Here is a 20,929-nt window from a genome sequence, read left to right as displayed (position 1 = left end):
TCCGATCATCAATCCCGAAGCGAAAGCCTGACCCGATGGCCGGGATCGATCTCGACCAGTTCGGATGGCGTGGGTGCCGTGAAGACATCGGGTGTGTTGCTTCCGTCCATGGCAAAACTGCGCCCCTGCGGAAGCGGCACATCCGTGAAGCCGGCTGCGGGGTCGCGGGCCCGGATTGCCACATCGGGATCGGGGATCTCGGCGATCAGCCGGCGGGTATAGGGATGGACCGGATTGGCAAAGATATGCTGCCAGCTTCCCTCCTCGACGATCTGGCCGAAGAACATCACCGCAACCCGGTCGCTCATATGCTCGACCACGCTGAGATCGTGACTGATCATCAGATAGGACAGGCCATATTTCTCCTGCAGGTCCAGCAGCAGGTTGATGATCTGCGCCCGGATCGACACGTCCAGCGCCGAGACCGGCTCATCCAGAACCACGATCTCGGGCTCAAGAATAAGCGCTCTTGCGATGCCGATCCGCTGTCGCTGCCCGCCCGAGAATTCGTGGGGATAGCGCCGCGCCTGATCGGCAGTCAATCCCACATTGATCAACATCGTCTCGACCCGGTCGGCGATTTCGCTTGCCGAACGGATGCCGTGAAGACGCAATGGCGCGGCAAGCGAAGCATGCACCGTCTGACGGGGATTCAGGGATGCATAGGGATCCTGGAACACGATCTGCACGGCCTTCGCGCGCTGCATCCTGCCCGGCGCGCCGGGTCCGCTGAACGGCGCGCCGCGAAAGCTGACGCTGCCTGAACTCGGCTCCTGCAAACCCATGACGGTCAGGGCGGTCGTGGATTTCCCGCAGCCGGATTCGCCGACAATGGACAGGCATTCGCCTTTCTCCAGCGTCAGGCTTAGCCCGTTCACCGCGTGAAGCAGCCGCCGGCCAGTACCCAGCAGGCCGCCTCCGGCGATGGGAAAGCGGACATGAAGATCATCGATCTGCAACAGCGGTGTGCCCGTCATGCGCTTTCTCCGTTGGCAGCCCCGCGCGGCGTGATGAAACGGGTCTTGGTCAGGACCGAGCGATCCGCGATCACACTGTCGATATCGACCAGCCGCTGGCGGCCATGCGTCAACCGGCTGCCCAGACGCGGCAGTGCGCCCATCAGGCCGCGCGTATAGGCATGCCGCGGATTGGAAAACAGCGCGACAGTATCGTTTTCCTCGACCAGACAGCCGGCATACATGACGCCCACACGCTGACAGATGCTGGCGATCACGCCCAGATCGTGGCTGATGAACAGCACCGCGGTGCCCCGTGCCGCGCAAAGTTCCTTGATAAGCCGCAGTACCTCGGCCTGAACCGTCACGTCCAGCGCCGTTGTCGGTTCATCGGCGATCAGCAGATCCGGGTCGCAGGCCAGTGCCATCGCGATCACCACCCGCTGCCTCAGGCCGCCGGACATCTGGTGCGGATAATTACCCACCCGGCGTTCCGGGTTGGGCACCTTGACGCTGTCCAGCGCGTCGATGGCCAGCCGCCGCGCCTCACGCCAGCTTTTGCCCTGATGCAGGACATACATCTCGGCGATCTGGCGACCCACCGTGGACAGGGGATTCAACGCGGTCATCGGTTCCTGAAAGATCATCGCCACGCGGTCGCCACGAAGATCGCGCATCCTACGGGGCCGCAGTTTCAGCAGATCCTGCCCCTGAAAGACGACTTGCCCGCCCGACACCTTCAACGGTTTTTTCAGCAAGCCCATGATCGCCAGCGAAGTGACGGATTTCCCTGAACCGGATTCGCCGACCAGCCCATATGTCTCACCGGGCATGATCTGAAATGAAATATCCTGCAATATCGGCACGTTGCCGCCGCGGCGCGACAGGACCAGATCAAGGTTGCGGACATCAAGAAGAGGTTCAGTCATGCCTTGCGCGTCCTCATATGCGGATCGAGACTGTCGCGCAGCCCGTCGCCCAGCAGGTTGAAGCCAAGTACCGACAGGAAGATCGCAAGACCGGGAAAGATCGCCGCCCATGGCGCCAGCCGGATCAGTTCGCGCGCATCCGTCAGCATCGAGCCCCAGCTTGGATAGGGCGGCTGAATCCCAAGGCCCAGAAAGGACAGGGCAGCCTCGGCCAGCACGGCGGCGCCCATGCCCAGCGTCGCCATGACCAGGATCGGCCCCATGATATTGGGCAGGATCTGGGTCATCATGATACGGATATCGCCATAGCCCAGCGTCTGCGCGGCCTGCACATATCCCTGCGATTTGAGTGACAGGGTGGAACTGCGGGCGATGCGGCAGGTCCAGCTCCAATTCGTCAGGCCAAGCGCGATCAGCAGCGAAATCAGCCCCGGCCCAAGAACCGCCATGACCGCCAGTGCGAAAATTAGCGAGGGGATGGCAAGCATGACATTGGTCAGGCCGTTGACCAGATCGTCCCACCAGCCGCCCCAATAGCCTGCCGAGATGCCCAGAGCCACGCCGATCAGCGTATTGATGATCTGCGACACGATCCCGACCGTCAGCGAGATCTGCGCGCCATAGAGGATCCGGGAATAGACGTCGCGCCCCTGCGAGTCGGTGCCGAACCAAAAGGTGGAATCCGGCGGCAGTTCCGCGTTCATCAGATTGGCGTCCAGCACCGGATCAAAAGGCGCAAGCCAGGGCGCAAGCAAGCCGCCGACGATCACCAATGCGGTCAGGCCGCCCCCCAGAAGGATGTTGAATCCCAGCTTCATCAATCTTTACCTCTGCTTGATGCGCGGATCGATCGCGGCATAGATCAGATCGACGGCCGTATTGATAAGCAGGAACCAAAGGACGATCACCAGGATCGTTCCCTGTACCACCGGGATATCGCGGATCGCCACGCTGTCCACCAGAAGCGACCCGATCCCCGGCCATGCGAACAGCTTCTCGATCACCACCGCCTGCCCGATCATCGAACCGAACTGAAGCCCGACGGTCGTGACCACCAGCACAAGCGCGTTCCGCGCCACATGCCAGCGGACGACCTTGCTTTCGCTCATGCCCTTGGCATGGGCAGTGCGGATGAAATCGGCGTTCATCACGTCCAGCACGCCCGCCCGCGTGGTGCGTGCCAGCAACGCCAGAGGCGTGACGCCCAGCGTGATCGCGGGAAGGATCAGGTTGCGCAGCGAGCCGTCGCCATAGCCGAAGCTTGGCAACCAGCCCAGTTGCAGCGCAAACAGATACATTAGCAGCAGGCCAAGCCAGAATTGCGGCATCGACAGGCCCGAGACCGCCCCGATCATGGTGACCGAATCCAGGATCGAACCGGGACGCATCGCCGCTGTGAAACCCAGCGGAACCCCGATGACCACCGCAAAGATCATCGCGGCGACCGCCAGTTGCAGCGATGCCCACATCCGGTCGTTGATCAGTTGCAGAACCGGCTGCCGGGTGCGGAAGCTGGTGCCCAGATCCAGATGCGCAAGATCCATGACGTAGTTCAGGAACCGTTGCGGCAATGGCAGGTCAAGCCCGAGTTCCCGGTTGAGTTGCGCGATCATTTCCGGATTGGCGGTCGTCCTGCCGTCGGAAAACAGGCTGGCCGCGAAACTTCCCGGCACGACGCTGAAGATCACGAAGATCAGCAGCGCCACGACCAGAATCGTCGGGATCACCTGCAGAATGCGTCTTATGGTAAATTGAAGCATGCTCAGCCTTGTTCAGAGGGGCTGTCCGCCATCACCGGATATAACGGCGCCGGGCGGGACATATGGCCGCCACCGCCGCCGGGGGCGGTGGCCGAGTTCCCTTACTGACGCGATTCGGGCGCGCTTTCGTCCAGCCAGATCAGTTCATAGGGCTGCAACGCCAGTTCATTCGCATTGGGCACCAGCCCATGCACCCAGGGCTGATAGGCCATGACCGCCTTGTTGTAGTTGAAGAACCAGACCGGCGCCTCGTCCTGCAACAGGTTGTTGGCCTGACGCAGCAGGTCGGTCTGTTTTTCGGGATCAAGTTCTGCTTCGGCCTCTTCGAACAGGGCGTCGAATTCCGGGTTCGAGAAGGCAGTGTAATTACAGGAGCTTTGAGCGGTCTTGGAGTAGAAGCATCGCAGCACGCTCAGCGGGTCGGGGCCGGTCTGGTTGGACCAGATGAACGCCTGGAAATCGCCGGAAGACACGGTTTCGCCAAGGGCCGCGCTTTCGATCGGCTTGGGCCTGACGGTTATGCCGACCTCGTTCAGCATCGGCAGGATCGCCTCGACGATCGGAACGCCCCAGCTTTCGTCCGGCGTCGCCGTCACTTCGAATTCGAACCCGTCCTCGTAGCCTGCCTCTGCCAGCAGCGCCTTGGCCTTTTCGGGATCGTATTCATAAGGCTTCCTTTCCTTGTCGAATGCGCTCAGGGACATCGGCAGCCATCCCACCGCCGGATAGGCCTTGTCCTTCAGCAGCCTTTCGATGATCAGCGGCGAATTGATGGCATGATTGATCGCCTGCCGGACCCGCTTGTCCTGAAACGGTTCGAATTCCGGGCTGAAACCGATATTCCGGGTAAAGACCTCGGCCACCTCAAGCAGGTGCTCCTGAAGCGCGGGATCTTCCTGATAGGATTGATATTGCGTCGATCCCAGGATTGATACGTCCACCTCCTGATTGCGGAAGGCCACGTCGCGGGCGCTGCCTTCGGCCATCAGGATGATATTCACGCGGTCGAGATAGGGTTTGTCATCTTCGTAATAATCCTCGAATTTCTCGACCACCACCTGCGAACCGGGAACATGTTGCTTGAACACGAAGGGGCCAAGACCCACGGGTTCGGTCGCCTGCGTCGCCACGTCGACATTCGAGGGATAGATCGCCATGTTGTTTTCCATCAGGGCGAAACCCGGATTGGCCGGCGTGGTGAAAGTGATCTCAAGCGTCTTGTCGTCGATCTTCTTCAGGCCCTCGATCTCGTCGGTCTCGCCCGCGATGAATTCCGCACCGCCCTTGATTGTACTGATCCGCCGCGCGCCCGGAAAGGCATTCGCGGGATCGGCGATCCGCTTGTAGCTGAAGATCACGTCATCCGCCGTCAGCGGGTCGCCGTTATGGAACACCGCGTCGGGCAGCAGGTGGTAGGTATAGACGAGACCGTCATCCGAAACATCGACCGATGTCGCAAGTTCAAGAACCGGTTCGTTCGCGGTCGCGTCCCATGAATACAATGTCCGATGGATTGCCTGCGAGATGAACATCTCCTGAATGCTGGGGCTCGAGTGGATATCCAGCGTTGCGAAATTCGATCCGTATGGCGCCGTGAAATTCAGCGTCCCGCCATGTCGCGGTTCTTCCGCGAAGGCGCAGATTGCGGTGCCAAGCGCCAGAACTCCGGCAAGTGAAATCCTTTTGAACATGCTAGTCTCCCTGTAAGCGCCGCGGTTTTTCTGATGATGCGGCATTGCTTCTGTAATTGCGCCGCGGCGTCGGGGCCGCGGCTGACAAGTCGTTTCATTATCGCGCGTCGTGAACCACCTTGCCGGCAAGGATGGTCAAAAGGCAACCGGTCTGTGTCAGCAGGATATCGGTATCGTCACCCAGCAGATCCTGATCGAAGACGGCGATATCCGCCCATTGCCCCGGCACCAGCCGGCCCTTGACGTTCTCGGCCTTCTGCGACCAGGCACCATTTTCGGTATAGACCTGCAACGCCTCGGCCGCGCTCAGGCGTTCATCGGCGCCCAATACCGTGCCGCCAACGGTCTTGCGTGTGCGCATCGCGTGAAGATCATGGAAGGGATTGGGCGAGCAGACCGGCGAATCCGAACCGGTCGACGGGCGCATTCCCGCGCGCATCCATGTCCCGATCGGATAGGAACGAAGACCCCGTTCCTCGCCAAGGACCGACAGGTAGCTGTCGCCGAAATTATGAATGAAAGCCTGCTGCGGCGCGGGCAAGATACCGGCGGCGCGCATCCGTTCCTCTTGCTCGGGAGTCGAGTATCCGCAATGCTCGACGCGGTGGCGGCGGTCAGGATCGGGATTGTCGGCCAGCGCCTTTTCATAGGCGGTGATCAACTGCTCGATCGCGCCGTCGCCAATGGCGTGACAGGCCATCTGATATCCCCGGTCGTGACAGGATTTGACAAGCGCCTCGACCTCGCTGTCGGGAAGCATCTGGACCCCCAGATTGTCGGGCTCGTTCACATAGGGCGCCTTCATCCACGCGGTCCGGCCACCTGCGGAGCCATCGAGAAAGATTTTCACCCCGCCCATGCGCAGCAGGTCGTCGCCCACGCCCGATATCAGCCCCGCGCGCCAGCATTCCTCGACGATAGAGCCGTCCGGATCGCCAAGGATGGTCAGCCAGACCCGGACCGGCAGGCGATTCTGCAATCTTGCCGCCTGATAGGCGCGGATTTCGTCCATCCCCGCGATCTGCCCGACGGCGGCATCCATGCAACTGGTGATACCGAAGGCAAGCAGATGCCTGCCCGCGCGTTCGATGGCAGCCACCAGATCGTCGAATTTGCAGCGAGGGATGGCGGATGTCACCAATGCCTGCGCATTCTCGGCCAGCAAGCCGTTCAGCCGGTTCCCGTCACGCCCGATCACCGCCCCTTCCGGCGTCGGCGTATCCCCGGTCACCCCGGCCAGTTCCAGCGCCTTCGAATTCACTACCGAGATATGACCGCAGGCCCGCGTCACCACCACCGGGTGATCCGGTGCGACCCGGTCCAGATCGTCGCGTGTCGGATGGCGGCCGGTATCCAGCTTGACCTGATCATAGCCGCGCGCGCGGATCCAGTTTCCCGGCGGCGTTTCCGCAACCCGCGCGGCGACCTGCGCCAGCAAAGCCTCGAGCGTAGGCGCCGCTTCCGGCGTCACATTCACCCAACCCATCACCAGCCCGGTCGAGATCAGGTGAAGGTGATTGTCGATCAGTCCGGGACAGGCGAAGCGGCCCTGAAGATCGATCACCTCGCTGCGGTCCCCTTTCAGCGACAGCATCTCGTCATCCGATCCTGTCGCCAGAACCTTGCCCTGCCAGATCGCGACGGCGCTACAGGTCCCGTCATTCCGACCACGCCATATCTTACCGTTCACAAGGATCAGATCAGCGTGGACATTGGATGACATCGATTGCACCTCGGTTGCTGGTTGGAAACCGCCACCAATATGCACGACATATCCAGTCAGAATGCCTCGCCCGGCGGCAAAAGGCGTAAGGCCCTGATTGACCTGAACTTTCTGTCCGTGTCGCGCCAGTCTGGAGACCGGTCTGTTTCGCCCTACCCTGAAAGCTTGGCATTCATCATGCAAATACACTTACGGCAATATATGATGCATTTATTGCATAACCATGCAAAAATAATGAATTACAAGTGAAAAAACGGAGGGGAGGATGGAGATCAAATGGCTTGAGGATTTCGTCTCACTTGTCGACACATCAAGCTTTTCACGCGCGGCAGAGCAGCGGAACGTCACCCAGCCGGCATTCAGCCGAAGGATCAAGCAGCTTGAGACATGGCTGGGAACGATCCTGATCAGTCGCGCCACGCTGCCGCCTGAACTGACGCCTGCGGGCCAGCAATTCCTGCCTGTCGCCCGCGAGACGATCCGCACCTATTACGGCCTGCGCGAGACATTGGGCCCGTCGGCAGGCCCGGGCCTGATCCGCTTCGCCGCGCTTCACACGCTGACCGTCACGGTGTTTCCCGAATGGCTGGGCAAACTGCAGACGGAAGGCCGGAGTTTTTCGACATCGCTGCTGCCGGATCGCGGCGGCATCGAGGCGAATCTTGACGCGCTTGTCGCGGATGAAGCGGATTTCTTTCTGACCTATGCGCATCCGATCGTTCCGTTTCATCTGGATCGCAGCAGATTTCCCTATCTCACCATCGCAGGCGACAGGCTGATCCCGCTTGCCGCGCCCTTGCTGCATACCGATACGGGCACGCTGTCCGGCAAGGGCATTCTGGACCGGGCCATCACATCGGGCATACAGGTGCCTTATCTCAGCTATGGCCTGAACTCGTTCTTCGGCATCGCACTGCTGCGATTGCTTGCGCAGCGCCCTTCCTTCCGGAAACGCGTCACGCATGAGAACACGATAAGCGCAGGGCTGATGAGCATGGCGATATCGGGCGCGGGCCTTTGCTGGTTGCCGGAAAGGCTGGTGCACGAGGATATCCGGGCGGGCCGTCTGGTCCCGGCGTCGGATGACAGCCGCTGGACGCTGGATCTGGATGTGCGGCTTTATCGCCACTCTGGCAATCGCGTCGGCGCAGTCGAGGCACTATGGCGGGCCGCTTCGGAACGTGCCGGCCAGCCGCCTGTCACGCCATCATGAATGGCAAGCCCCGCAAGATCGCCTTTTGGCAAATTCCGCGATGATCTTCACGACAACGGATTCTGCTTCAGCCAGTCCGACAAAGCAGGAAAGATCCGGCCATTGCGGCCCTGAGCCGGTTCCGCAAAGCACAGCGCGTTCAGAACAGCCTCCTGCGTGGTCTCGGCGGCGGCGCGGAAGACCAGATCGATATGTTCATCCGACAGCCGCCCCTGGGTCACGACATCCGCATCGGCCGGAAACACGACCGGATCGGCGGTGGTGAAGCACAGCACGATATCGCCGCTGCCGTGACCCCAGAAAGCGCCCAGCCGTGCAAGACCAGCGCCACCCCGCCGCGCTACCCGCTGAAGCTGACGGTCGCCCAGCGGCAGATCGGTGGCCATCACCACGATCACCGAACCCCGTTCGGCCTCGGCGCGCCGTGCCGGCCGGGGCCTCCGGCTATCCGGCAGGATCAGATCGCCCGCATTCCCGAAATTCGCCAGAACAAGGGCGGCAAGAACATGTCCGCCGCCGATCTCCAGACAGCGCGAGGCGGTGCCGATACCGGCCTTGAAACCAAAAGCGGTCATCCCCGACCCGGCACCCCGGGAACCCTGCGGAAATTGCCCGTCCAAAGCGGCATCCAAAGCGGCTCCGGCATGATCGGGGGTGACGGCCAGCGCCTGTATATCGTTGATCTGGCCGTCATTGCATTCGCAAACCAGCGCGTTCACCGTCGACCAGTCCCGGCCGATCTGCGGATTATCCGCGATCGCGCGCCGGATAAGCATTTCGGTGCAGGCGGCGACGCCGAAAGTGTTGGTCAGCATAACAGGCGTCTCGATCGTGCCGAGTTCAGCGACCTGCATCAGCCCGGCGGATTTGCCGAAACCATTGATCACCTCGACCGCCGCGCGGGGGCGCAGGCGGAAGATATCCTTGCCATGCGGGATGATCGCCGTGACGCCGGTCATCAGACCCGGTCCCCGGATATCGCAATGCCCGACCCTGATACCGGGCACATCGGTAAGGGCATTCATCGTACCGGTCTTCATCCCGGTCGGGATCAGCCCCCAATCCCTGGCTGTCTTCATCCTGTCCCTCCCAGAGCGCCGCCGCCGTTACCGAACCCGCATCACCGCCCCCATCACCGGATGCTGCGGGCATGCCGATCCTTCGGCATTTCCGTGATATCCGCAAGACGCTCTGGACCTTGCCGCCGATCCCGGCGAAGCTTGTGACTTTCGTGGAATGCTTTTGAAAGCGACTGACCGACATGACCAACCGTCTGACCTTTCCCGATCCGACCGAAGAGGATCTGCGTGAATTGACGGCTTTTCGCCGCGACCTGCACCGCAATCCCGAATTGCCCGGAGAAGAACAGGAAACCGCCCGCCGCGTCTGCGAGATGTTGGCGTCAACCCGCCCCGATCACGTGCTGACCGGTTTGGGCGGGCATGGGGTCGCGGCCATTTTCGACAGCGGCGCGCCGGGCCCGACGATCATGTTCCGGGCCGAACTCGATGCCTTGCCGATCCAGGAGCTGGGCGAGATCGCCCATCGTTCGACCGTGCCGGGGAAGGCGCATCTTTGCGGGCATGATGGCCATATGACCATCCTGCTGGGTTTCGCCCGCATCCTGTCGCGCAAACCTCCGTCAAGCGGCCGTGTGGTGCTGATGTTCCAGCCGGCGGAAGAGGATGGCTCGGGCGCGGCTGCCGTCATTGCCGATCCGCGCTATGACCGGATCAGGCCGGATTGGGCCTTTGCGCTGCACAATATGCCGGGGATCGAATTCGGCACCGGCAAGATCAGCATCGGGGTTGCCAATTGCGCTTCACGCGGGGTCTGGATCCGGCTGACCGGCAGCACCGCCCATGCCTCGCGGCCTTCGGACGGGCGCTCGCCGATGCAGGCGATGTGCGAGATCATGCCGGCGCTGGAAAATCTTGGCAGTGGCCAGCCGCTTGGGCCGGATTTCACCATGGTGACCCTGACCCACGCGACCATGGGAGCCGAATCCTATGGCGTCGCGCCCGGCGAGGCGCTTATCATGGCGACCTTGCGGACCGTTGCGGACGATCAGATGGACGCCCTTGTGGAGCAGGCGGAAACCCTGATCCGTGATGTCGCGCGGCGTCATGATTTGCAATATGAACTGGGATATGACGACGTGTTTCTGGCCTGCACCAATGCCCCCGAGGCCGTGGCCCATCTGACGGCGGGTCTGGAACGTGCCGGAATGACGCCCCGTATCGAAAACCTGCCCTCGGTCGCGTCAGAGGATTTCGGGCGCTTCGGTCTTGGTGGCGCGCATTCGGCGATGGTGTTTCTTGGGGCGGGACTGGACCGGCCGGGGGTTCACACGCCGGAATATGATTTCCGCGATGAGATGATCCCGATGGGCATCCGGCTGTATTCGGAAACGCTGGCGGAATGCCTGTCAGAGAGCTGACGGCTCGGACGGGTCCGCTGCCCGTTTCGCAAGTTTCCGCGCGAGCGAGATGAAATTCTTCACCGCCACCGAGGGATCGCCGCGCCGGAACGCCACCGCAAGATCCCCGCGCGGGACATCGCCGGTAAGGGGCCGGTAGACGACATTCGGCAACTGGATGCAGCGCACCGATTTCGGCACGAGCGCCACGCCAAGCCCGACCGAAACCATGCTTGCGATGGTCATGAAATCGCGTCCCTGCGGGCCAAGGCGCGGTTCGAACCCTGCAGCCATGCAGGCATTGACCGTATGGGCGTTGAAACTGACCTGATGCGGATGTTGTGGCGTGATGAAGACCTCGTTCCGCAGATCGCACAGGGCGACGGAGGATTCGGAGGCATGCGCATGGATGCTGGGCAGGGCGATCAGCAATGCCTCGCTGAGAACCGGAACCGATGCGATGCCTTCGGGCAGGGGAACCGGCGGACGAATGAAACCGACATCCAGCGTGCCTTGCGCGATCGCCTCCAGTTGCTGAAGCATCTCGAGCTCCGAGATCTCAAGCTCGATCAGGGGATGATCTGCACGAAACCCGCCGACCAGCCGGGTCAGCACCCCGGTATAGGCCGCCGATCCCACATAGCCGATCGCCAGCCGCCCGATTTCACCGCGTGACGCGCGCTGGGCGATCTGGGTCGCGCGTTCGACTTGCTGCATGATCTTGCGGATCTCGGTCATGAACATCTCTCCGGCCAGCGTCATCCTGAGACGCCGCCGGGAGCGGTCGAACAACGTCACCTGAAGGATCTGCTCCAGCGCCTTGATCTGCTGGCTCAGGCCCGGCTGCGCGATGTTCAGGCGCTCTGCCGCCTGCCGGAAGCTCATTTCCTCCGCGACGGTCAGGAAATATCGCAGATGACGTAATTCCAGATTTCCGGTGCTTGGGCGTTGTCCCAACTGGAACCTCATATCGATATGTTCAACTTCCGGATCGCAGTATGATCGCAAGTTCTACTGATGTAAAAGGCTGGGAGCGGGCTGCCCGCAGATGATGCCGATCTTGCCGCGACGCTTGCAGTCGCTTGAACAGGGGGGCGAAGAGTGGGCGGCTGGGATCGGGGCGGGGGGGGGGGGGGGGGGGGGGGGCGCGCCGGCCCCGGGCCCCCCCCCCCGCGGCCCCTGCATTACGACACGGCCCGTTTCACGTTGGGCAGCAGCCGCAGCAGCGTCGCATCCATGATCAGCACCGCCAGAATGGCAAGCCCGCCCATCGGGAACAGTACCCCAAGCGTGACGACAAGGGCGGCCGCGCCTTTCCAAAGCGGCAGATCGCGCGGTTTCGGCGGTGCGGCAAGGCGGGTCCGGTCGCTGGGGCGGCGCTTCCACCACATGATCAGCCCGGACAGGGAAACCAGGATCACCGACAGGCAGAAAACCGTGTTCAGCACAAGATTCCAGACCCCCATATCGCCCTCGTGGAAGGCGATGCCCCAGGCCATCGCCCTGGCATAGGGCGAGTAGTCGGAATATCGCACATCGGCCAGCACATTGCCGGTATATTGGTCGATATGTATCGTCTGGTCCGCCGCAGGGTTTGGCCCATCATTCGACATGCTGTCATGGCTGACCGTCCAGACCCCGGTTTCATCGCCGGGAAGACTGATCTGGAAGCGACCGACGAAACCCAGTTCGCGGGCGAATTCCGCGACACCATCGATATCGACATGGCCCGTAACCGCGCTGGACCCGGCAAGCGAGCCTGACCTTGGCATCGGCGTCTGCTCCAGCCCCCAGGGAACCTCATGCGCGCCGTCGTGATTCATGGCGGCATGGGTTGCGTCAGATAGCGGGGCGGCCATTTTCTCGGCCGGGAAGCTGTTCCACGCCTGCACGATCCGCTCGCCCCAGATCCCGCTCCAACTAAGGCCCGACAGCAGGAAAACCACCAACATCAGCGAGATCCAGACGCCAAGGGTTCCATGCAGGGATTTCCAGAATGAGCGTCCGCGGGCCGACAGCCGAAGAAGGAATATTTCGCGCCAGCCCGTGCCGCCCCGCGGCCAGTGAAGATAAAGCCCGGTCGCGACCAGCAGGATGGCGAGGCTTGCGGCGATCTCGATCAGCCGGTCGCCCAAAGTGCCCAGCATCAGAGAACCGTGGATATTGCTGGCGAAATCGTACCAGCCCGCCCGCCATGGGAATTCGTGCATCACCTTGCCGCTATAGGGATCAAGCGCGATCCCGATCGTGCCGCTTTCGGTTTCCACCGCGAAACTGGCGACGCGATCGGGCGCCAGCGGCGCGACATATTGCACGGCGCGGCCCCCGGGCGCGACCGCCTCGGCGGCGGCCTGAAGCTCGCTTACCGGAAGCGGTGTCCCGCCCGGCGTCACGGCCATGCGTTCGGCGCCAAGCCCGGCCCCCCAGGAAATCCACAGCATCACCAGGCCGGTGGTGGCCAGCATCAGCAGGAAGGGGATAACATAAAGCCCGGCGTAGAAATGCCATCGCCAGGCGATGAAATAATAGGCATTCGCGGCGCGACCGGCCGCCGGGGCATGCGCCCCGCTGGTGACATCCGTCATTTTGTCCTCGTTCGTATCTGTATCTTCGGAAGCGAAAGATCAGATCACGGCAGGAGGACCCGTCGATGGCGGCAGACCGGTTGCACGACCGGCGGTCAGGATGGAAGACGCGATCAGGGCCGTTTCGGCAAGGATCGGTGTGACTTCGCCCGGAGAAACGGGCGCATCGGGAAGATAGGCGGTGAAATTGAAGCTGGCCCAGTCACAGGGTTTGTGTTGTCCCGGGGTCTTGTCGTCGGCCGGTTCCCCGGTTCGGGGATCGATGCGGAGTTCAAGGGGGCCATCGCCCGAGCAGATGACCATGACGACGCCTTCGGAACTGCGCAGGGGCATGAGGCCGTTGGTCGTTGCGGACAGCAGAAAGACGAGGGCGGTAACGGCCCATATGAGGATTTTGCCTGACTGAACCCCGTGCGTCGCTTTCATGATTTGGGGTGCTAGCCATTAAAGCCGCAGGCCGTCAACAGAAACCGGTGCCGATCCAGGTGCATATTGTCGCATCGGTGAGAAGGCCCGCGTGGCACGGGGCCCTTGGACCGCCTGCGCGATCAGCCGCGGTTCCATCTAATCCGGCGGATCCGACGAAGATCGATTTCCGGCTTTCAAGTGCGGAAGACGCATGTCCGACGATCAGGGGGGACACGGTTTCACTATTGCCCATGAGCTCGCTTTACGACGGCGCGCAACAAGTTGCCAATCATAAGGTCGGTTCTTCTGGGCGGCCAGTCAACCGACTGGTCACGGACCAAGTCGTCGCGCGGGGGCCATATGAAAGCGGGGTCGGCGACGCCATTGTCGCGTCAATTGCCGCGGGCAATGATTTCTCTGGTCTCCCCGCGATCCACAGGCTACAGGTCTTTTCATGACCCAGACCCTGCCTGCCTGCCCCGAATGCGCTTCGAGCTTCACCTATCAGGTCGATGCGCTTCTGCTTTGCCCGGAATGTGGCCATGAATGGTCACCCGAAGCCGATGATGTGACGGACGGCGTGCGTGACAATGTGGGAAATATCCTTGCCGATGGCGACACGATCACCGTCATCAAGGATCTGAAGGTCAAGGGATCTTCGCAGGTGGTGAAGGTCGGGACCAAGATTCGCGGCATCAGACTGGTTGATGGCGATCACGATATAGATTGCAAGATTCCGGGTATCGGGAAGATGGGCCTCAAATCGCAATTCGTGAAGAAGGTGACCGACTGACGCGTTTCGGGTGTGGCCTCGGCACCGGCGGATCTTCAATGGTTTCCAGCGCAAGAGGCTGGCAATTTCTTATCGCCCCGTGCAATCAGTTTTTCCGGACCGAGCGAATGAAACGATAGATGGCATAGATCGCCGAGACGGCATAGAGAAAACCGCCGATGAACAGGATGCCGATAACGCCGGCGAAAAGTTCGCGGTCGAGCTCATAGGTATCCGGTTTCAATGTTGCCGAATAAAGGAAGATCGCGATCAGGTGGCCGATGGCGTAACCCGCCAGAACGCAGACCGGAACAAGCACGGCCAAGGCAAGGACGAGAAGCGCGATTTTCTTCACCATCACGGGTATCCTCAGAAGATTGTCAGGTGATCGACCGAGAACCTGTCGGAATCGGCCTCGCATCTGTGCCAGTCCTTCTCGGCATTGGCTTCATGGGTCCGGCCATAGCACCAGCCCCGTTCGTTCAGCGCCAGCCCGTAAATGGTCATTGCCTTGCAGGCGACTGCGACCTGAACGTCGCGGCTTGGATTCCGCAGGCAGATGTCTCCGGCCTCGTCATACAGCGCCCTTAACTGTTCGTCGCTTTCGCCCGCTCCGTCGAAAAGTTTCTCATCGGCAAGAACCGGTGAGCAAATGCCGAGCGCGGCAATGATCGTCAGCGAAACAACTGTGGTCCGACGCATGAGAGTCTCCGATTATCTGGTAGGGTCGCGGGAAACATCGGGTTCATATCAGGCCCGAATGTAACATAATCCGGCCATGACGCCACCGCAGCGGCCTTTCCGGCGCCGGATCAGAGATAGCGGCCTGCGCGTTGCAGCACCTCGATCTCGTAGCCGTCGGGATCGGTAATGAAGAAGAAACGCGCGATCACCTGACCCGCAGGGGCGAAATCCACGAGCTTGCGCGGGCGATGGCCCAACGCGGTAAGACGGGCATGTTCGGCATCGACATCTTCGACCGATACCGCCAGATGGCCATAGCCATTCCCAAGCTCATAAGAGGCGTTCTGATCCTTGTTGACCGTCAGTTCGAGTTCGAAGCTGCTTTCGGAATTGGACAGATAAATCAGGCTGAATGTCTCGAAATCGAAACGCTGGGCGATTTCAAGCCCGAATGCGTCTTTGTAGAAGGCAAGCGAACGCGCCTCGTCCATAACGCGGATCATCGAGTGAATCATTTTGGCCATCTGCGGCTCCTGTCCTGATTGCTGCGCCATGAGCGGAAATTTTTGCCACGATATCAGGATTTGGGCGCAGAGGAAGGCACAGCGTCCGGCAAAGCCCGGGTCAAGCTTGCGGGTACGGGGCAGGAACTCACCACATAAGGGCGAAACAGATTTTACAATTTCCGGCTTTCGATCCGTGGCATTTCAGGCGATGGTGCGCCCGTGCAAAGACAGGATCGCCATCATGCAACTTGCTATCGTCCCGGTCATCTTCGTCATTCTTGCAGGGGCCGCCATTTCATTTCAGGCTCCGCTGAATGCGGCGCTAAGCCGTGCGGTGCACAGCCCGCTTGCAGCGGCGGCGATTTCCTTTGGCGTGGGGTTTGTCCTGCTGACTTTCATGGCGCTTGTGGTCGGTGAAGGGCGGGGTTTCATTGCCGCCACACGACAGGATTGGCGTCTGTGGCTGGGTGGGTTTCTGGGCGCGTTTTATGTCTGGACGATTGTCTGGACGCTGCCCCGCATGGGGGTGCTGACCGCCATTTGCGCGCTGGCCCTGGGCCAGATGGTCGCGGCGATTCTGCTTGACCGGGCAGGGGCATTCGGCATGCCGGTCCGCGATATCTCGTTGCCACGCATCCTGGCCGCGATCATGGTGGGAAGCGGGATCGTTTTGTCCCGGTTCTGATTAAAGCGTATCGGGTCTGACATGAACCAGACAATCCTTGCAGGCTATCAAAGCCGCGTAGTGCCCGGCCGCGGATGGGCGCAAATCGATTTGTGGGCTACACTTTATCCCGCAACCCCGCACGAAGCTGCACCCGCAGGATAACGGCACCAAAGCGCCCGTCCGGGGGGCGGCCGGGCGCTGCGCGGCGGGCCTGCGGCCCTTGAGTCCGCGTGTGGACATAGCCGGGCTATCGGTGGTTCATGTCAGACCCGATACGCTTTAGTCACCGTTCCCTTATTCCGCGACCGGCGCCCAAAGCGATCGTGCTTCGGGCGCCATTCCTGACAGAACCCTGTCGAAATCGATCACCCTGACTTCCCGGCGCACGCCCCAGACAAGATCGTCCAGAATACCCTCTGGCGCGAAATTGTGATCCTGCCTGAGTCTGCGGATCTCCGTTTCCAGCCCTGCCCGAGGGAGCCAGGGTTTCAGCGGCGCAGAGATATCCCAGCGCCAGGTCAGGATCGCCCGCATGACCGCCGGCAATTCATCGCCGAATGCCAGAACCTGAGGGGCCGGAACCCGGCTGCGGAACGCACGGAACAGACCGTCGAGCGATGTATAGATCACGTTGTCGCTTTCGATCAGCGTCCGGTCGCGCATCGATGCAAGGAACCGGCGCCATTCATCGGTTGCGTGCCGGTAGGTGAAGGGCATGGGCATCGCCGACCTCTTTGGATTGTTTCAGCCAAAGAGTTTCTTGAGGCCCGGAAGCGGCAAGTCAACGGGTAGGGCGGCGGTCCGGGGATGTTCGGCGATGCGCCGCCCTTGCGCAAAGCGGGTCTTTCACTTCGCCCGATGCGGCATCGTCATGCCATGTGCGCCTGGAATGCGCTCGGCCAGCCATGCCAGTGCCGCCTTCAGACTTGCGGAGCGTTCGCGATTTGCCTTGCGGGCAAGGCTCTGCAAGTCGGGTCTGGAAAGGGAATTGATCGTGTAATGCGACATCCGAGCCTCCATCTGGTCTCATGTTCAGGAAATAGGGACATCGGCCCGCAGCGTTCGGTCAATCGTTTCCGGCGGGATGGCAATGCCGCTTCGGAATGATTTTCCGACGATAACGTCCGAGTCCCTGATGATATAGTTTCAGATGTCAGATCACTCAATGGAACTTATTTGCCATATTGCGTGAAATTAATTAACGTTACGTCATGTCCCGCCAGTTACCCAATCTGAACGCCGTCCGCGCATTCGATGCCGCCGCCCGTCATCAAAGCTTTTCGCGGGCAGCGGACGAGCTTGGGGTCACGCATGGTTCCGTCAGCCGCTATATCAAGAACCTGGAAGCGGACCTTGGGATCCAGCTTTTCGAACGCCGTCACCGGCAGGTGGCACTGACCCCGGCGGGATCGCGTTATGCGACAATCGTTGCCGAGGCGCTTGTGCTGATCTCACTGGAAACAGGTACGCGGGTGGCCGGTGACGCCAGAGGAAAAGTGGTGCTGGAAATCGATTCCGATCTGGCGATCCTGTGGTTGATTCCGCGCCTGAACGGCGAAACGCTTGATCAGCTTGGCATCGACCTTGAGATGCGGTCCTATGCCGAGCCGCCCCGGACGATTGCGCCGGGCACGGATCTTGCCATCACATGGGGCGCGATCGATGCGCCCGGATATTCGCGCGAGCTGTTTCTGAGCTTCACGACCTTTCCCGTATGCGCGCCTGGCCTTGCTTCGGAATTGCGGCGTAATGGATTGGCCGGGCAACGCCTGATCCATGATCGCAGCATGGGCAGTTGGGACGAAATATTCCGGCGCAACGGGCTGGTGCTGTCCTCGGCTGCCGGTCATCTGACTTTTCACCGTACCTATCTTTGCCTCGATGCGGCGGCGCGCGGGCTGGGGGTTGCCATCGGCGATGATGTGACCGCTGCCGAACTGCTTGGACAGGGACGGCTGGTCCGGCCGTTTGGGCCGGATATCCCGGGGCGGAAGTCCTTCGGGATCTCGACCAGCAACCGGACACCGATCCGCCCGGCGGTGCTGGCGCTGCGCAGCTGGCTGCTGGCGCAGGCCGAGGATCACAGGCAAAGAATAGAGGCATCGGCTTAGGCTGTTCAGGCACAAGTCGCCAGCATGAGAGATCACAGCCGGTGCAGCCATCCCGTGAACGGGGGGTTGAAACTGCCCGGAACAACAAGAATGTCGCGGCGGCCAAACGGACCGGCCGGGGCATAATCGGCCCGTCTGCCAGCTATGCATCGGCCCGGAATGCTTGCGAAAGCGGCAAGGATATTGGGGGCACGCGTTTTTCCGGTCGCAAGGCGCGGCATTCTTTTGACCGCAATCCCGCCCCGCTGTAAGAGAGCGTCAGCGGCGAGACCGCCGGGAGGACATATTTCTATGCGTATGCGTGACACTTTTATCAAACCGATGCACCGGGAAGGGGTCCGGTTCGTGGCAATTTTTGCCGTTGTGACGATCGGGTTATTCCTTGTTTCGGAACTGCTTGGCTGGATCGGCGTCGGCCTGACGGTCTGGTGCTATTATTTCTTTCGCGATCCGGTCCGCGTCCCTCCTGCGCGCGGCGGTCTGGTTCTGAGCCCGGCTGACGGAATCGTCTCGCTGATCGAGCAGGCGGTGCCGCCCAAGGAACTTGGGATGCCCGAAACATCGCTGACACGGGTCAGCGTGTTCATGAATGTCTTCAATTGCCACGTGAATCGCAGCCCGGTGGCAGGCGAGGTGGTTTCCATCGCCTATCGCCCGGGGAAATTCTTCAATGCCTCGCTGGACAAGGCCAGCGCCGATAACGAGCGAAACAGCCTGCGCATCCGCATGGAGGATGGGCGCGAACTGGCAGTTGTGCAGATCGCGGGGCTGGTGGCCCGGCGTATCGTCTGCTTCGTGAAGCCGCAGGAGCGGTTGCAGGCCGGGGACCGGTTCGGGTTGATCCGGTTCGGATCACGGCTGGATGTCTATCTTCCCGAAGGCGTGACACCGCTGGTCAGCCTTGGGCAGACGATGGTTGCAGGTGAGACAGTCATCGCGGATTTGATTTCAACAGATCATATCAGGTAAAAGGGTCCATGGCAGATCCTTTGAATGGCCCGAAGGCCGAGTTTTCGCTGTTACAATTATTGCCGAACATGCTGACTATCGCCGCGATTTGCGCGGGGCTGTCGGCCATCAGATTCGGTGTTCAGGGCAATTATATGCTTGCAGTCCAGCTTATCATCCTTGCCGGTATTCTTGACGGGCTGGACGGGCGCATTGCGCGTTTGCTGGATTGTTGCAGCAGGCTTGGCGCGGAACTCGATTCACTTGCCGATTTCATGAATTTCGGGGCGGCGCCCGCACTTATCCTTTACTTCTGGGCGTTTCAGGATAATCGCGGGGCAGCATGGATCGCGGTTCTGGTATTCGCGATCTGTTGCGGGATACGGCTGGCGCGGTTCAATGTCGGCAGCAAATCCGACAGCGACAATCACGATAACGCTTATTTTGAAGGTATACCGTCTCCGGCGGGGGCGATGCTTGTCATGATGCCGATGTATCTGTCATTCGCATTCTCGGATTTTCCCCGATTGCCGGATGTGATTATCTGCATCTACATGATCGTGATCGGCCTTCTTCTGGTCAGCCGGATCCCGACATGGTCATTCAAGACCACCCGGATCCCGCGCGAGAAGGTCAAGTTCTTCCTGATCGGAGTGGCGGCGGTGGGCACCGCTTTGGTGACCTTTCCCTGGGCGATGCTGATCGTGCTTTGCGTCGGGTATGTCGGGATGGTCATCTGGGCATGTATCGACAGGAAACGTCCTGCAGGCTGACAAGGAACGGACATGGATATCGACGCGGTTCAAACTTCTTATTCCCGGTGGGCCCCGGTCTATGACAGAACCTTCGGAGCGGTTACCAATGTCGGCAGGCGCCGGACGGTCGAATATATCAACACCCGCCCGGGCAGCGTTCTTGAAGTCGGCGTGGGCACCGGCCTTGCGCTACCGTTTTACAACGCGGAAATGAACGTGACCGGGATCGATTTCAGCGAAGAGATGCTGCAGAAGGCGATCGCCAAGGCGCAGCGGCTTGATCTGGGCCATGTCAGGGAACTGCGGCAGATGGATGCGCGGTCGCTTGACTTCCCGGATAATCATTTCGACACCGTCGCGGCGATGCATGTCCTGTCGGTCGTGCCTGAGCCCGAGCAAGTGATGTCCGAGATTGCGCGGGTATGCAAACCCGGCGGCAGGGTGGTGATCACCAATCACTTCGCGCGGACCGCGGGCGTTCTGGCGGCTCTGGAAAAGGTTTTCGCGCCGCTTTCGAACGCAATCGGCTGGCATTCCGACTTCAGGATAGAGACTATCCTGCAAGAGCGGGAACTGGTGATCGAGGAACGAAAGCCCATGCCGCCCCTTGGCATGATGACATTCCTCATGCTGCGAAAAACAGCGAGCTAGCGCCTGTCGCGCTGAATCGGAAAGGCAGGTTGTTTGCGTTCCGCGATGGGGGGGGGGGGGGGGGGGGGGGGGGGGGGGGGGGGGGGGGGGGGGGGGGGGGGGGGGGGGGGGGGGGGGGGGGGGGGGGGGGGGGGGGGGGGGGGGGGGGGGG

Annotated in this window: 23 protein-coding genes; 8 read left to right on the top strand and 15 right to left on the bottom strand. The window is 61.2% G+C overall.

Annotated elements, in window-relative coordinates:
* Positions 1-8: 8 nt before the first annotated feature.
* From Q0601_RS21385 to Q0601_RS21360, 6 genes are all read right to left on the bottom strand, one after another.
* Positions 9-977, bottom strand: a complete 969-nt coding sequence (locus Q0601_RS21385; protein ID WP_305291947.1) for an ATP-binding cassette domain-containing protein — start codon at positions 975-977, stop codon at positions 9-11.
* Positions 974-1,885, bottom strand: a complete 912-nt coding sequence (locus Q0601_RS21380) for an ABC transporter ATP-binding protein (RefSeq protein ID WP_305291946.1) — start codon at positions 1,883-1,885, stop codon at positions 974-976. The genes Q0601_RS21385 and Q0601_RS21380 overlap by 4 nt, the downstream gene beginning before the upstream one ends.
* On the bottom strand, positions 1,882-2,703 hold the full coding sequence (locus Q0601_RS21375) for an ABC transporter permease (protein ID WP_305291945.1): 822 nt from the start codon (positions 2,701-2,703) through the stop codon (positions 1,882-1,884). Before Q0601_RS21375 ends, Q0601_RS21380 begins: the two co-directional genes overlap by 4 nt.
* Positions 2,704-2,709: 6 nt before the next feature.
* Positions 2,710-3,645 carry an ABC transporter permease gene (locus Q0601_RS21370; RefSeq protein WP_305291944.1) on the bottom strand — a complete coding sequence of 312 codons (936 nt, stop codon included), beginning with the start codon at positions 3,643-3,645 and terminating at the stop codon, positions 2,710-2,712.
* 101 nt (positions 3,646-3,746) lie between these two features.
* On the bottom strand, positions 3,747-5,336 hold the full coding sequence (locus Q0601_RS21365) for an ABC transporter substrate-binding protein (RefSeq protein ID WP_305291942.1): 1,590 nt from the start codon (positions 5,334-5,336) through the stop codon (positions 3,747-3,749).
* A 97-nt stretch (positions 5,337-5,433) separates the two neighbouring features.
* Positions 5,434-7,059, bottom strand: coding sequence for an amidohydrolase (locus Q0601_RS21360; RefSeq protein WP_305291941.1), 1,626 nt, complete (start codon positions 7,057-7,059; stop codon positions 5,434-5,436).
* 265 nt (positions 7,060-7,324) lie between these two features.
* Here Q0601_RS21360 and Q0601_RS21355 point away from each other — a divergent pair, with 265 nt between their 5' ends.
* Positions 7,325-8,272 carry a LysR family transcriptional regulator gene (locus tag Q0601_RS21355; RefSeq protein ID WP_305291940.1) on the top strand — a complete coding sequence of 316 codons (948 nt, stop codon included), beginning with the start codon at positions 7,325-7,327 and terminating at the stop codon, positions 8,270-8,272.
* Positions 8,273-8,319: 47 nt separating this feature from the next.
* Here the strand turns inward: Q0601_RS21355 and Q0601_RS21350 are convergent, their stop codons facing one another.
* Entirely contained in the window at positions 8,320-9,351 is a 1,032-nt protein-coding gene (locus tag Q0601_RS21350; protein ID WP_305291939.1) for a P1 family peptidase, read from the bottom strand.
* Positions 9,352-9,533: 182 nt separating this feature from the next.
* Between Q0601_RS21350 and Q0601_RS21345 the strand changes: the two genes are divergently transcribed.
* Positions 9,534-10,712, top strand: coding sequence for an amidohydrolase (locus Q0601_RS21345; protein ID WP_305291937.1), 1,179 nt, complete (start codon positions 9,534-9,536; stop codon positions 10,710-10,712).
* Here Q0601_RS21345 and Q0601_RS21340 read toward each other — a convergent pair.
* The 3 genes from Q0601_RS21340 to Q0601_RS21330 all read right to left on the bottom strand — a co-directional run bounded on the left by Q0601_RS21340 (position 10,701) and on the right by Q0601_RS21330 (position 13,702).
* A complete protein-coding gene (locus Q0601_RS21340; RefSeq protein WP_305291936.1) occupies positions 10,701-11,648 on the bottom strand; it encodes a LysR substrate-binding domain-containing protein in 948 nt (315 codons plus the stop codon). The genes Q0601_RS21345 and Q0601_RS21340 overlap by 12 nt on opposite strands.
* A gap of 227 nt (positions 11,649-11,875) precedes the next feature.
* Complete coding sequence (locus Q0601_RS21335) at positions 11,876-13,276, bottom strand: PepSY-associated TM helix domain-containing protein (RefSeq protein ID WP_305291935.1); 1,401 nt, start codon at positions 13,274-13,276, stop codon at positions 11,876-11,878.
* A 39-nt stretch (positions 13,277-13,315) separates the two neighbouring features.
* Positions 13,316-13,702 carry a hypothetical protein gene (locus Q0601_RS21330; RefSeq protein ID WP_305291934.1) on the bottom strand — a complete coding sequence of 129 codons (387 nt, stop codon included), beginning with the start codon at positions 13,700-13,702 and terminating at the stop codon, positions 13,316-13,318.
* A gap of 436 nt (positions 13,703-14,138) precedes the next feature.
* Between Q0601_RS21330 and Q0601_RS21325 the strand changes: the two genes are divergently transcribed.
* A complete protein-coding gene (locus Q0601_RS21325) occupies positions 14,139-14,477 on the top strand; it encodes a zinc ribbon domain-containing protein YjdM (protein WP_305291933.1) in 339 nt (112 codons plus the stop codon).
* 85 nt (positions 14,478-14,562) lie between these two features.
* Here the strand turns inward: Q0601_RS21325 and Q0601_RS21320 are convergent, their stop codons facing one another.
* The 3 genes from Q0601_RS21320 to Q0601_RS21310 all read right to left on the bottom strand — a co-directional run bounded on the left by Q0601_RS21320 (position 14,563) and on the right by Q0601_RS21310 (position 15,664).
* The gene (locus Q0601_RS21320; protein ID WP_305291932.1) at positions 14,563-14,814 is read right to left on the bottom strand and encodes a hypothetical protein; all 252 of its coding nucleotides are present in this window, start codon (positions 14,812-14,814) and stop codon (positions 14,563-14,565) included.
* Positions 14,815-14,825: 11 nt separating this feature from the next.
* The gene (locus Q0601_RS21315) at positions 14,826-15,158 is read right to left on the bottom strand and encodes a hypothetical protein (RefSeq protein ID WP_305291931.1); all 333 of its coding nucleotides are present in this window, start codon (positions 15,156-15,158) and stop codon (positions 14,826-14,828) included.
* Between the two features lie 110 nt (positions 15,159-15,268).
* Positions 15,269-15,664 carry a VOC family protein gene (locus Q0601_RS21310; protein WP_305291930.1) on the bottom strand — a complete coding sequence of 132 codons (396 nt, stop codon included), beginning with the start codon at positions 15,662-15,664 and terminating at the stop codon, positions 15,269-15,271.
* Between the two features lie 223 nt (positions 15,665-15,887).
* Here Q0601_RS21310 and Q0601_RS21305 point away from each other — a divergent pair, with 223 nt between their 5' ends.
* Positions 15,888-16,331: a DMT family transporter gene (locus Q0601_RS21305; protein WP_119745163.1), complete on the top strand. Its 444-nt coding sequence runs from the start codon at positions 15,888-15,890 to the stop codon at positions 16,329-16,331.
* Positions 16,332-16,607: 276 nt separating this feature from the next.
* Here the strand turns inward: Q0601_RS21305 and Q0601_RS21300 are convergent, their stop codons facing one another.
* Together Q0601_RS21300 and Q0601_RS21295 are read right to left on the bottom strand one after the other, a co-directional pair.
* The gene (locus Q0601_RS21300) at positions 16,608-17,036 is read right to left on the bottom strand and encodes a DUF2267 domain-containing protein (protein ID WP_305291929.1); all 429 of its coding nucleotides are present in this window, start codon (positions 17,034-17,036) and stop codon (positions 16,608-16,610) included.
* A gap of 123 nt (positions 17,037-17,159) precedes the next feature.
* A complete protein-coding gene (locus Q0601_RS21295) occupies positions 17,160-17,321 on the bottom strand; it encodes a hypothetical protein (protein ID WP_182912699.1) in 162 nt (53 codons plus the stop codon).
* Positions 17,322-17,524: 203 nt separating this feature from the next.
* Between Q0601_RS21295 and Q0601_RS21290 the strand changes: the two genes are divergently transcribed.
* The 4 genes from Q0601_RS21290 (at position 17,525) to Q0601_RS21275 (ending at position 20,778) form a co-directional block, all read left to right on the top strand.
* Complete coding sequence (locus tag Q0601_RS21290) at positions 17,525-18,424, top strand: LysR family transcriptional regulator (RefSeq protein WP_305291928.1); 900 nt, start codon at positions 17,525-17,527, stop codon at positions 18,422-18,424.
* Positions 18,425-18,715: 291 nt separating this feature from the next.
* Positions 18,716-19,393, top strand: a complete 678-nt coding sequence (locus Q0601_RS21285; protein WP_305291927.1) for a phosphatidylserine decarboxylase — start codon at positions 18,716-18,718, stop codon at positions 19,391-19,393.
* An 8-nt stretch (positions 19,394-19,401) separates the two neighbouring features.
* Positions 19,402-20,145: a CDP-diacylglycerol--serine O-phosphatidyltransferase gene (gene pssA / locus Q0601_RS21280; RefSeq protein ID WP_305291926.1), complete on the top strand. Its 744-nt coding sequence runs from the start codon at positions 19,402-19,404 to the stop codon at positions 20,143-20,145.
* A 12-nt stretch (positions 20,146-20,157) separates the two neighbouring features.
* A complete protein-coding gene (locus Q0601_RS21275; RefSeq protein ID WP_305291925.1) occupies positions 20,158-20,778 on the top strand; it encodes a class I SAM-dependent methyltransferase in 621 nt (206 codons plus the stop codon).
* Positions 20,779-20,929: the final 151 nt, after the last annotated feature.

This window comes from Paracoccus wurundjeri (genome assembly GCF_030678915.1).
Classification (GTDB): Bacteria; Pseudomonadota; Alphaproteobacteria; order Rhodobacterales; family Rhodobacteraceae; genus Paracoccus; species Paracoccus onubensis_A.
Note: the sequence above shows the minus strand (reverse complement) of the source record. Positions and strands in the feature narration are given on the sequence as shown.